At 69.6% G+C, this 12,205-nt stretch carries 9 protein-coding genes; 5 read left to right on the forward strand and 4 right to left on the reverse strand.

Going from position 1 to position 12,205, the window contains the following annotated elements:
* The first annotated feature begins 48 nt into the window (after window positions 1-48).
* The 5 genes from pstC to phoB all read left to right on the forward strand — a co-directional run bounded on the left by pstC (window position 49) and on the right by phoB (window position 4,338).
* Window positions 49-1,071: a phosphate ABC transporter permease subunit PstC gene (gene pstC, locus JJQ90_RS16385; RefSeq protein WP_230410720.1), complete on the forward strand. Its 1,023-nt coding sequence runs from the start codon at window positions 49-51 to the stop codon at window positions 1,069-1,071.
* A 19-nt stretch (window positions 1,072-1,090) separates the two neighbouring features.
* Window positions 1,091-1,981 carry a phosphate ABC transporter permease PstA gene (gene pstA / locus JJQ90_RS16390; RefSeq protein ID WP_230410721.1) on the forward strand — a complete coding sequence of 297 codons (891 nt, stop codon included), beginning with the start codon at window positions 1,091-1,093 and terminating at the stop codon, window positions 1,979-1,981.
* Window positions 1,982-2,082: 101 nt separating this feature from the next.
* Complete coding sequence (pstB, locus tag JJQ90_RS16395; protein WP_216877355.1) at window positions 2,083-2,868, forward strand: phosphate ABC transporter ATP-binding protein PstB; 786 nt, start codon at window positions 2,083-2,085, stop codon at window positions 2,866-2,868.
* A 17-nt stretch (window positions 2,869-2,885) separates the two neighbouring features.
* On the forward strand, window positions 2,886-3,605 hold the full coding sequence (gene phoU / locus JJQ90_RS16400; RefSeq protein ID WP_216877356.1) for a phosphate signaling complex protein PhoU: 720 nt from the start codon (window positions 2,886-2,888) through the stop codon (window positions 3,603-3,605).
* A 19-nt stretch (window positions 3,606-3,624) separates the two neighbouring features.
* The gene (gene phoB, locus JJQ90_RS16405) at window positions 3,625-4,338 is read left to right on the forward strand and encodes a phosphate regulon transcriptional regulator PhoB (RefSeq protein WP_216877201.1); all 714 of its coding nucleotides are present in this window, start codon (window positions 3,625-3,627) and stop codon (window positions 4,336-4,338) included.
* A 150-nt stretch (window positions 4,339-4,488) separates the two neighbouring features.
* On the opposite strand, the gene JJQ90_RS16410 is transcribed toward phoB, so the two are convergent.
* From JJQ90_RS16410 to JJQ90_RS16425, 4 genes are all read right to left on the reverse strand, one after another.
* Window positions 4,489-7,455 carry an ATP-binding cassette domain-containing protein gene (locus tag JJQ90_RS16410; protein ID WP_216877203.1) on the reverse strand — a complete coding sequence of 989 codons (2,967 nt, stop codon included), beginning with the start codon at window positions 7,453-7,455 and terminating at the stop codon, window positions 4,489-4,491.
* 2 nt (window positions 7,456-7,457) lie between these two features.
* Window positions 7,458-9,635: an NHLP family bacteriocin export ABC transporter peptidase/permease/ATPase subunit gene (locus JJQ90_RS16415; RefSeq protein WP_216877205.1), complete on the reverse strand. Its 2,178-nt coding sequence runs from the start codon at window positions 9,633-9,635 to the stop codon at window positions 7,458-7,460.
* Window positions 9,632-10,939 (reverse strand): NHLP bacteriocin system secretion protein, encoded by a 1,308-nt coding sequence (locus JJQ90_RS16420; RefSeq protein WP_216877207.1) that lies wholly within the window; start codon window positions 10,937-10,939, stop codon window positions 9,632-9,634. Before JJQ90_RS16420 ends, JJQ90_RS16415 begins: the two co-directional genes overlap by 4 nt.
* A 185-nt stretch (window positions 10,940-11,124) precedes the next feature.
* Window positions 11,125-12,189 carry a dipeptidase gene (locus JJQ90_RS16425; RefSeq protein ID WP_216877209.1) on the reverse strand — a complete coding sequence of 355 codons (1,065 nt, stop codon included), beginning with the start codon at window positions 12,187-12,189 and terminating at the stop codon, window positions 11,125-11,127.
* Window positions 12,190-12,205: the final 16 nt, after the last annotated feature.

The raw sequence follows: 12,205 nt of genomic DNA on the forward strand, positions 1-12,205 counted from the left end.
GAATGGCCGGGGCCGGGCGCTGGTGGCGCCCGGCTCTGGCTGCTTGTGTTGCTGACAACCTCCATCGCCGGGACCCCCGCCTTGCAGCAGACCATCACGGCCGAGGACTCGGCCATTCCCGCCGGCGGCGCCAAGCGGCGAACCGGCAGTTTCGGCGACAAGCTGTTCGAAGGGCTGTGCCGTGGTGCCGGCGTGCTGGTGCTGCTCACCCTGGGTGGCATCATCCTGACGCTGCTGATCGGCGGCCTGCCGGCCTTCCTGCATTACGGTCCGGCCTTCATCACCAGTGACGCCTGGAACCCTGTGGAAGACCACCGCGAGGAATACGGCGCGCTGGTGTCCATCTTCGGCACCATTGTCAGCGCCGTGCTGGCCATCATATTCGCTGTCCCGGTCGCCTTCGGCATTTCGTTTTTCCTGACCGAGCTTGCGCCGGAATGGTTGCGGCGCCCGGTGGGGACGGCGATCGAGCTGCTGGCCGCGGTACCCTCCATCATCTATGGCATGTGGGGCCTGTTCGTGGTCGTGCCCTTCGTGCAGGTCTATATCCAGCTCGGCCTCGGCGAGTATCTCGAGACCATTCCGCTGATCGGCTTCATCTTCGAAAGCCGCTCCTTCGCCGGCACCTCGCTGTTCACCGCGGCGCTGGTCCTGGCCATCATGATCCTGCCCTTCATCGCCGCGACGATGCGCGACGTCTTCCTGCAGGTGCCGCCGGTCTACAAGGAAAGCGCCTACGGCCTCGGCGCGACGCGGTGGGAAGTGGTGAAGGGCGTGGTGCTGCCCTACACACGCATTTCCGTGGTCGGTGGCATCATGCTGGGGCTGGGACGCGCGCTGGGCGAGACCATGGCGGTGACCTTCGTCATCGGCAACGCCAACCGCATGCCGCAGAGCATCTTCGACCCCTCCACCACCATTGCCTCCGTCATCGCGATGGAGTTCCCGGAGAGTCTTTCGGGCAGCATGAAGCAGTCGGCGCTGTTCGCGCTCGGCTTCCTGCTGTTCGTCATCTCCTTCCTGGTGCTGGCCTCCTCCCGCTACCTGCTCCGCTCCCGCCTGAAGGCCTGATGCCATGAGCACCACGACCATGTCCCCCCTCCTGAAGGCGCGGAACGAGAGCGCGGCGCGCTCGCTCGGCCGACGCCGGAAGATGGTCGACTCGACCATCAAGTGGCTCTGCCTCATTGCCACGGTGGCCGGCCTGTTCTTCCTGGCCTCGATCATGGGCACGCTGCTGTGGCGTGGCCTGGAATCGCTGAGCCTGAACACGCTGATCGCCGAGTTCAAGCCGACGAGCTATGGCGAGGATACCTCGGCCCCCGGCGGGCTTCGGCACGCCATCATCGGCAGCCTGATCCAGACCGCGATCGGCACCGTCATCGGCACGCCGATCGGTTTGCTGGTGGGCACCTACCTGGCCGAATATGCGCGGGGCTCCGCCTTCGGCAATGCGGTGCGCTTCGTCTCCGACGTGCTGCTCTCGGCGCCCTCGATCCTGATCGGCCTGTTCATCTATCAGCTGGTAGTGCTGCCGATGGGCGGCTTCTCCGGCATCGCCGGTGCCCTGGCGCTGGCCATCATCGTCATCCCCGTCGTGGTCCGCACGACGGAGGACATGCTCCAGCTCATCCCCAACACGCTGCGGGAGGCCGTGATCGGCCTCGGCGCGCCGAAGTGGAAGATGATCACGCTGGTCTGCTACAAGGCCGCGGCATCCGGAATCCTGACCGGAATCCTGCTGGCGGTGGCGCGCATCGCCGGTGAGACGGCGCCGCTGCTGCTGACCAGCTTCGGCAACAACGTCACCAGCCTCGACCTGTCGAGCGCCATGGCCAGCCTGCCGATAGCCATCTACCAGCAGGCCAATTCGGGCTTCCCGGACCTGATCCAGATCGCCTGGTCCGGCGCGCTGATCGTGACGCTGGGTGTTCTCGCCATCAACATCATTGCCCGCTTCGTGATCCGCGGGCGCCACTGAGCCAGGAAGGGCGGCCCACAGGGCCGTAAGATGAGGACGATCCGATGGGCTCGACGACCGAACAGACCAACTCTACCAGCTCAGCCTCCGGCTTCGGCGGCATGCAGGCCCGGTCGGCGGAGGCGCTGAACACCACGGCGCGCATCTCCGTGCGGAACCTGGATTTCTTCTACGGTGCGAACAAGGCGCTGAAAGGCATCAACCTGGACCTGCCCGACCGGCAGGTGACGGGCATGATCGGCCCCTCCGGCTGCGGCAAGTCCACGCTGCTGCGCGTGCTGAACCGGATGTACAGCCTGTATCCGGGTCAGCGCGCCCAGGGTGAGGTGCTGATGGACGGCCGCAACATGATCGACGACTCGGTCGATCTGAACGAGCTGCGTTCCAAGATCGGCATGGTCTTCCAGAAGCCCACGCCCTTCCCGATGACGATCTACGACAACATCGCCTTCGGCATCAAACTGCACGAGAAGCTGCCGAAGTCCGAGATGGACGATCGCGTCGAATGGGCGCTGACCCGCGCCGCCATCTGGGGCGAGGTGAAGGACCGGCTGAATGCCTCCGCCATGGGCCTCTCGGGCGGCCAGCAGCAGCGGCTCTGCATCGCGCGCTCCATCGCCGTGCGCCCGGAGGTGATGCTGTTCGACGAGCCGACCAGCGCGCTCGACCCGATCAGCACGCTGAAGATCGAGGAGCTGATCGACGAGTTGAAGCGCGACTTCACCATCTGCATCGTGACGCACAACATGCAGCAGGCGGCGCGCTGCGCCGACCAGGTGGCGTTCTTCTATCTCGGCGAATTGGTGGAAGTGGCGCCGGCCGCGCAGCTTTTCACCGCGCCGCGCGAAAAGCGCACGCAGGAATACATCACCGGCCGCTTCGGCTGAGGACCACGAAAATGCCCATGGAAACCCAATCCGACCACATCGTGCGCTCCTATGACGAACAGCTTCGCCGCCTGCGCGACATGCTGGCGCGCATGGGCGGCCTGGCGGAGCGCCAGGTGAACGACGCCACGGTGGCGCTGACCCGCCGCGACGCCACGCTGGCGGCCGAGGTGATCGGCCGCGACGCGGCGCTCGACCAGTTGGAGCGCGAGATCGAGGCCTTCTGCATCCGCATCCTCGCCACCCGCCAGCCGATGGCCATCGACCTGCGGCTGATCGTCGCGGCGATGAAGGTCAGCCACGATCTGGAACGCATCGGCGACTATGCCCGCAATGCCGCCAAGCGCAGCATCATCGTGGCGCAGCAGCCGACGCTGGGCAGCCTGAACGGCTTCCTGCGCATGACCCGCCTGGTGCAGGAAAACCTGAAGGGCGCGATCGACGCGCTGGTCAATGACGATGCCGAGGCCGCGGCACGCGTCTGGGGCAATGATGAGCCGGTGGACGATGTCTATAACGGCATCTTCCGCGAGATGCTGACCTTCATGATGGAGGATCCGCGCAACATCACCGCCGCGACGCATCTGCTGTTCATCGCCAAGAACCTGGAGCGCATCGGCGACCACGCGACCAACATCGCCGAGACGGTGCACTACGCCGTGCGCGGTGACAGCCTGCCCGACGACCGGCCCAAGGCGGACAGCTCCGCCTATGCCGTCGTGCGGCCGCCCGAATAGGTAAGTGAGGACCGATATCATGGCGGAAGCCATTGGCAGCCTCGCGAAGCCGACCATCCTGGTGGTGGAGGACGAGGCGCCGCTGCTGACTTTGCTGCGCTACAATCTGGAGAAGCAGGGCTTCCGGGTGGAGGAGGCCAGCGATGGCCAGGAAGCCCTGATGCGGGTGGCGGAGGGCAAGCCCGACCTCATCCTGCTCGACTGGATGCTGCCGGCGCTTTCGGGGCTGGAGGTGTGCCGGCAGATCCGCCGCCGCCCCAATACCCGCGACCTGCCCATCATCATGGTCACCGCCCGCACCGAGGACCAGGATGCGGTGCGGGCGCTGGATACGGGCGCGGATGACTATATCAGCAAGCCCTTCGTGATGGATGCGCTGCTGGCGCGCATCCGCGCCCTGCTGCGGCGTTCCGGCGCCGTGCCGGTGAAGGGGCGGCTGACCTACAAGGACCTGGTGATGGACCAGGACGCGCATCGCGTGACGCGCGGCAGCCGGTCGCTGCATCTCGGCCCCACCGAATACCGGCTGCTGGAATTCTTCCTCCAGCACCCCGGCCGGGTCTTCACCCGCGAACAGTTGCTGGACGCCGTCTGGGGTCGCGACATCCATGTCGAGCCGCGCACGGTGGACGTGCATATCCGCCGCCTGCGCAAGGCGGTGAATGGCGATGACGAGGTCGACATCATCCGCACCGTCCGCTCCGCCGGCTACGCGCTGGACGTGGAGGAATAATACCGGCGGACCGGTCTCTTGACCGGTCCGAGAGCCCGCATGGGCGCCGCCGCAAGTGCGGCGAAGCCAAGGAAACCGGAGGTTTCCGCCCGGCGCTTGAGGGGGGCCTGAGCGGTCACGCGATAGGGCCGTTGGTATAAGCTTGGCGCGTCAGGACTTTCCGCTGGCGGGCGCCGTATGGCTCGCCGCCTGCCAGCGCGCTTCCTCGGCATATTGGCGGGCGAAATAGCCGCCCTTGCGCGCCAGAAGCTGTTCGAAGCTGCCGCTTTCCACGATCCGGCCGCCATCCAGCACGATGATCCGGTCGGCATGGCGGATGGTGGACAGGCGATGGGCGATGACGATGCGCGTCGCCGGCATGGTGCGGATCGCCCGCATCGTCGCCCGCTGGGTCACATTGTCCAGCGCGCTGGTCGCCTCGTCCAGGATCAGGATGGCCGGCTTCTGCAACAGGGCGCGGGCCAGCAGCAGGCGCTGCACCTGGCCGCCGGACAGAACACGGCTGGCATCGGTCAGCATGGTCTCCAGCCCCATCGGCATGGCGCGGACATCCGCCGCCAGGGCGGCCTGTTCCAGCGCCTGCCAGATATCCTCGTCCGGAACCCGGGACAGGCCGCGCACCGCATCCCGCAGGCTGCCGGGCGAGATGCGCCCGGCCTGGAGCACCGTCGCCACCTGCTGGCGCAGCACCGCCAGGTCCAGGCCGCGGATGTCGTGGCCATCCATGTAGATGGCGCCGTTGCTCGGCTCCTCCATGCCCAGCAGCAGCCGCACCAGGGTGGATTTCCCGGCGCCGGAGCGGCCGACGATGGCGATGAACTCGCCCGGCTCGATCCGCAGCGTCAGCCCGGCGAAGACCCAGGCCTCGGTCGGGCCATAGCGGAAGGCGAGGTTGGAAAGCTCCACCGCGCCGCTCAGCCGGCCCGGATCCACCTTGCCCGTATCCGGCTCCGGCAGGGCATCCAGCAGGGGCTGGGCGAATTTGCGGGTCGGCATCAGGAACCACAGCGCGAACATGGTCTTGGCAAGCTGGGTGCCGGAGGCCGCCATCAGCCCATAGGCGGCGATGAAGGTCATGACGGAGGACAGGCTCGGCGGCGGCTCCCCCACCTCCACCCGCTGCATCAGCGCGATGATGAGGAAGGCGGCGGCGGTGGACAGCACCGCGAAGCCGGCGGCGAAGGCATCATAGCCATTGCTGATACGCCGCGCCGCGGCCAGCCGCCGGCGCATCTCCGCGAAGCGCCCGGCCCAGACCGTCTGCGCCCGCGCCTCGGCACCCGCGAGGCGCAGCTTCACCAGGCCGGAGACGATCTGGAAGACCATGGCATCGGCCAGGCCCGACAGCGCCTCGCCGGTCGCGAAGGCGCGCGCCTGAAGCCAGCCCGCCAGATTGGCGGCGGCGAGTTGCAGCACCAGCATGCCGACCGCGACGGCCGCGGCCAAAGGCTGCGACAGCACCATCAGCAGCATCGACGACAGGATGGTCGCCACCGCGCTGACGATGACGAAGCCGAAGGCCCGCAGCTGAACGGCCAGCGATATGGCGGACACCGCCCGGCCGGAGGTCTCGCCCACGGTCTGGCGATTCAGCGTGGCGAGCGGCAGGCGCATCACACGGTCCCAGATCGCCGCATGCAGCGCCGGTCCGGCCTGGGCCTCGATGCGCTCCCGCGCGATCTCGCTGCCCAGCTTCACCATCCAGCTCACCGCCGCGACCAGCACCAGCGCCATGCCGAGCTGCGCCAGCTCGCCCATATGCCCGCCGGGGATGAGCAGGGAGAAGGCGACCCCGGTGGCCATCGGCACCGCCTGGCCCAGCGCGGCGCCGACCAGCATGGTGACGAAGATGGCGGTGACATCGCCGCCACTGCCGCGCATGCCGCTGCCCAGCAGGTCGAGCAGGCCGAGCGCCTTGCGGGGCAGGGGGACGATCGGGGTCAGGGCGTCCCGGCCGATGCCCTTGGCCAGCGTCGCGTCGAGGCGGATGCCCTTCGGCTTGTCGGCGCTGAACAGCCGGTAGCCGCGCCCATCCGGCAGCAGCGCCACCGTGGCATGGCTGCCTAGCGTGCTGAACAGCGGCCCATGGTCTTCCAGCCACCAGTTCTCCGGCAGATGTGCCGGCCGCAGGCGAAGGCCGGAGGCGCGGGCCAGTTCCTCCAGCGTCGGCACGGCATCGATATCGGCGCGCCGCACCCGGATCGGCCGCTTCGCCCGCACGCCCATATGCGCCGCGACGATGCGGAAGATGGGCATCAGCGGGTCGGCATCCGCGCCGGCCTGGGCCTCCGGCGCATTGCCCAGGATGGCGGCGAAGGCGGAACGCTGTTCCGCGCCGGCCTCCTCGTCCCGTTCCGTCCGCAGGCGCAGGCGGTTCAGCTCGTCGGCGGCATCCAGCGCCAGGGCGGAGGACAGCGCCGCGAGACAGGCCGCATTGAAGCGGGCGAGCCCGGCGACCCAGTCCGCATCCGCCATGGCCTTGGCCACGGGCACCGGCTCCACGACGCCGCCGCTGCCGGTCAGCCAGGCCTCCGGCGGCAGGGGCACCAGGCCTTCCACCGGCTCCAGGCCCAGCAGCAGCCAGGAGCCGGGCGGCAGCCGCACCCAGATGGGATTGCCACGCGCGGCGATGGTCGCGCCGGAAGCCGTGCGTACCGGCCCGATGATGTCGGAAATGGCGATATCGGCCCGCGGGCGCGGCGCCATCGGCCGTGCCAGGCCTTCCGCCAGGGCGCGGCACCAGGCGGTGACGGCGATGGCCAGCCGGGTCTGGTCTTCCGGAGTCTCGTCCGGGGCGGCGGGCGGCAGCGGGCTCAGCCTTGTATCCGCGGTGCCCACGGCGATCAGCTGGGCACCGATATCGTCGATGCCCAGGCCGCAGACCAGGCCGCCCGCCGGCACCGTGCCCAGGTAGCGGCGCGGCCCCTCGGTCGCCGGCGCCCGGGCCGGGCGGCTGGCGAAGAGGGTGACGCTGCCGCTGGCGACCAGCCAGCGATCCACCGGATCGTCCAGCACCAGCGGGGCATGCGCGGGCAGGGGAAAGCTGGGCGGCGGCTCGGGCGCCACCGGGGTTGCGCCGGTCGCTGCGGGCGGCGTCGCGGTCTGGTCGTCGGGCATGGTCAGCCGCTGGCGAGCATGGTGCGGAAGGGACCCTCGTCGCGCGCCAGGTCGTCCGGATGGCCGCGCTGGATGATGCGCCCGCGCTCCATCACGATCACCTCGTCGCAATCCCGCACCAGGGCCAGGCGATGGGCGATGATGATCATGGTGCAGCCGCGCCGGCGCAGGTTGCGCATCAGCGTGGCCTCCGACCGGTTGTCGAGGGCCGCCGTCGCCTCGTCCAGCATCAGGATGGCGGGGTCGGTGGCGATGGCCCGGGCCAGTTCCAGCCGGGCGCGCTGCCCGCCGGACCAGTTGCGCCCTTCCTCCGCCACCACCCCGGCATAGCCGCCGCGGCGCGCCAGCACCTCGTCATGGATGGCGGCATCCTGGGCGCATTCCACCAGGCGCTCATCCGCCAGGGTCGGGTCCCACATGGCGATGTTGTCGCGGATGGTGCCGTCGAACAGGTAGCCCTGCTGGTCCACCACCGCGACTTCCCGCCGCAGTTCCGCACGCGGGATGCTCTCCAGCCTGCGGCCATCGATGAGGATCTCGCCCGACCAGGGGCGGTAGAGACCGGCGACCAGCAACGCCAAGGTGGATTTGCCGGAGCCGGAGCCGCCGACGATGCCCAGCCGCCGGCCCGGCTCCAGCGTCAGGGAGATGCCGTCGAGCAAAGGCGGTTCCAGCCGGCTATGGCCGAAGACCACATCGCGCAGCTCGACATGGCCGGCGAAGCGGGCGGCGGCGCTGCGGGCCGGCGCGGCGGCGAATTCCGGCGCCAGCGGGTGGTGCATGGTGTCTTCCAGCAGGGTCAGGTTCGCCTTGGCGTCCTGCATCTGCGTGGCGACGCCCACAAGCTGCGCGACCGGCCCCATGAAGCCCATGGCCAGGGCCTGGAAGGCGACGAGCTGGCCCACCGTCATGGCCCCTTCCATGATCCGCCCGCCGCCCAGCACCAGCACGGCGGAGGCGGCCAATATGGCGATGAAGGCGGGCAGCCCCTCCAGCATGCCGCGGCGCAGGGCCAGCCGCTGGGTGATATTGGCGACACCCGCCCGGGTGCCGGCGAGCTGCGCCAGCAACAGGCTCTCGCTGCCGGAGGCGCGGTAGGTCTCCATCATCTGAAGCCCCTGCCGCGCCAGACCGTCGGAGCGCATGGTGCGGGACAGCAGGCGCTGGTTGTCGTCGCTCAGCGACCGGCCGAGCCAGGCCAGGGCGGCCAGGTTGATGAGTGCCGCCAACACCACCACCCCGGTCAGCAGCGGATCGTACAGCACCATCACCGCCGCATAGGCAAAGGCGGTGATCAGCCCGAGCAGCCCGCGCCCGACATCGCCGGAGACCAGCCGCGCGATGCGGTCGTTCAGGATGACCCGGCCGGCGACATCGCCCGGATGCCGTTGGGCGAAGAAGGCCACCGGCAACTGGGTCAGCCGTTCCAGGAACTGCGCCGAGCCGGCGACGGAAAGCCGCGTTTCCAGCCGCAGCAACAGGTCGAGCTGCAGCCAGGTGATGACCGCCATCGCCGCCGCCACGCCCGCCATGCCCCACAGAAGCGGCTGAAGCCAGGAATCGAAGCGTCCGACCAGCACGTCGTCGACGAAGACCTGGGCGAAGGCCGGCACCAGCAGGGCCGGCACCATCAGCAGCAGGCTGACCCCGAAGAGGAAGCCGAAGCTGGCTTCGTTGCCGCGCAGCCGACGCAGGATGCCGCCCAGCGCGCGCGGCTTCTCCCCGCCCTTGCGGAACTCCGGCCCGGGTTCCAGCACCAGGGCGACGCCGGTGAAGTTGCGGTCCAGCTCCGCGATCGGGATGCGGCGCGGGCCGCTGGCCGGGTCGTTGATGAAGGCGTGGCGCGGGCCGATGCCCTCGATCACCACGAAATGGTTCATGCCCCAATGGGCGATCAGCGGCAGCCGCATGCCGGGAAGGTGGCTCGGCTCCATCCGGAAGGCCTGCACCTGCATGCCGTATTGCCGGCCGGCCGCCGCGACATGGCTGGCCCGGCTGCCGTCGCGGGAGACGCCGCAGGCAACCCGCAACTCCTCCAGCGGCACCCAGCGGCCGTAATGGCCGAGGATGATCGCCAGCGCGGCGGCACCGCATTCCACCGCCTCCATCTGCAGGATGGTGGGCGTGCGGACCCGGCGTCCGGACCGGGCCGCCATGGGCGCGGCGGCGCCGGCGTTCATGGCGCCGGGGCTGTCACGGGTGTCGCCGCCTCGGCGGTGCGGGTCAGCCAGCCGCGCAGGGCAGGGAAGGCGAGGCCGATCAGGCGGACGGAGCGGACGGTGAACTCCGCCTCCGCCAGGGTGCCGGATTCCACGGCGAAGTCGGGGCCGGACCCGGTGGACCAGCGCAGGCCGCTGCGGGTGGCGGGGTCCCGCTCCAGCGCCACCTCCACCTCGAAGGGGGTGCCCAGGCCGGTGGTGAAGCTGCGGACGAGTTGGTCGTTCTGCAGGGTGCGCAGCAGGCCGGCGGAGGAGGCCGGCACATGCGCCACGCGCAGCACCCGGCCATAGACGAAGCCATGCTCCTCCCGCCGCGTGGAGGAGGGGGAGACCTCGACCCGCAGCCCCTCGGCCAGCCGCTTCCCGTCCTGCGCGGTGACATAGATGATGGCGACGGGGCCGCCGGGACCGCTGGCCGGGTCCCGCTCGATGGTCAGCAAGGCGGTGCCGCGCTGCACCACCTGGCCTTCATTGACCTTGGATTCGACGACCGTGCCGGAATAGGGCGCCAGCACCACGCCCAGCCGTTCCAGCCGGTCGCGCAGCGCCTGGGCCTGGCGGCCGGTTTCATCGGCGCGGCGCTCAGCCTCCATCGTCTCCCGTTCCCGCTGCGTCCGCTTCAGCGCCTGGTCGAGCACGAGCTGTTCGCGCTCATTGCGGGCGGCGGCGATCTGCTCCCGCACCTGGAACACCTCGACCCGTGCGAACAGGGCGCGGTCGCGGTTGACCAGGTTCTGCTGCGAGAGGCCACGCAGCACGTCCTCCCGCTGGATCATCATGTTCAGCCGCTCTTCCAGCAGGCGGAGGTTCTGGGTCAGGGCGGCATCGCGGGCGACGCGGAAGGCATCGGCGGCGGCTTCCTCCCGGCGGTGGAATTCCATCAGCTCGCGGCGGTGCCGGGCGGCGTCGGCGGCCTGGCCCTCGGCGAGGGAGAGCTGAAGCCGGACCTCCGACTGGTCGACATGGGCGATCGGCCGGCCGGCCTCGACCCGGTCGCCAGGGCGGACCAGCAGGTTCTCCACCCGGCCATCCGTATCGGCCACGATGTCGACGACGCCGCCAGGCGGAAGCAGGATGCCGCGCCCCGCCACCTTCACGGGCACATCGACCAGGGATGACCAGACGATTCCGATGAGAACCAGGGCGAGCAGCGCGCCCCCCACGATCCAGGTCCAGGGCCGCATGACGCGCAGCGCCTCGTCATACCGGTCGGGCGCGGCAGCCTCGTCAACCGCTTGGCGGCGAAACAGGGAAGGGGGCGACATGCGTGTCTGGTCGTATCCTGGGGCGTCTCAAACTGCGCCGGTAGTCGATCTAATGTGCCGGAATCTGCCAGTCTTGGGAACGCCCAACTGAGCTGCGGCCGGCATTGTCGTGAAGCCCGGACTGTCAGAAAAAATGAGACGGCAGGTACGAAACGACTGCAGCGGCTATTGTGCGGATGACCCTCTCAACCCGCGGCCCGCAGGGTGGCGCGCCAGACCCGCCGGAAATTGCCGGACCAGAGCAGATCCAGCTCCCGCGCCCCATAGCCACGGCGCAGCAATTCGGCGCTGAGCGCCCCGGTGGTCGAGGCGTCCTGCCAGCCTTCCACGCCGCCGCCGCCATCGAAGTCGGAGGACAGGCCGACATGGTCGATGCCGATGCGCCGCACCGCGTAGTCCACATGGTCGGCATAGTCGGCGATGCTGGCCCGGAAGGCGCCGTCAGGGCCCGGATTGACCAGGAAGGCCGGCACGGCGGTGATCTGGACCAGACCGCCGACATCGCGCAGCGCGTCGAGCTGTTCATCATCCAGGTTGCGCGGATGATCCCGCAGGGAACGGCAACAGGCATGGGTGGCGACGACCGGGGTGCGGGACAGTTCGGCGGCCTGGAGCATGGCGCTGCGCGCGACATGCGAGACATCAACGATCAGCCCGACGCGGTTCATCTCCGCGATCGCCTGCCGGCCGAGCGCGGAAAGCCCCCCATGCAGGCTCGGCCCATCGCCCAGGTCGGCGCGCGGCCGCGCCGCATCCGACAGGGCGTTGTGGCCATCATGCGTGACGGTCAGGTAGATGGCGCCAAGCTGGCGCCACAGGGCCAGGCGCGACAGATCCTCGCCCATCGCATAGCCATTCTCGACACCGAGCAGGATGGCGAGCGACCCATCGGCCGCGCAGGCTTCCAGCTCATCCGGCGTGGTGCAGAGCCGGCGGCGCATCGGCGTCTCGCCAGCGGTGGCGGCGATGGCGCGCAGCATCGCCTCGGCCCGCGCGCCGGCCGCGGCGTGGCCTTCCGCGGTCAGCCGGCCCTGCGGGACATAGGCGATGAAGACCACGGATTTCAGCCCGCCAGCCTGCATCTTCGGATAGTCCACCCGTCGCGCGGTGGGCGTCGCCGGGTCGGGCGTGTTCGGCCAGGGGATGTCGACATGGGTGTCGAGCGTCAGGGTCGCCGCATGGATGGCAGCGTGGCGCGCGGCCTGCTCATCCGGGGTGGGGTTCACGCTGTCGGTCTGCGCTTGGGTCATGCAGGGGACGCTGGCG

Source organism: Falsiroseomonas oleicola (assembly GCF_019029495.1).
Lineage (GTDB): Bacteria > Pseudomonadota > Alphaproteobacteria > Acetobacterales > Acetobacteraceae > Falsiroseomonas > Falsiroseomonas oleicola.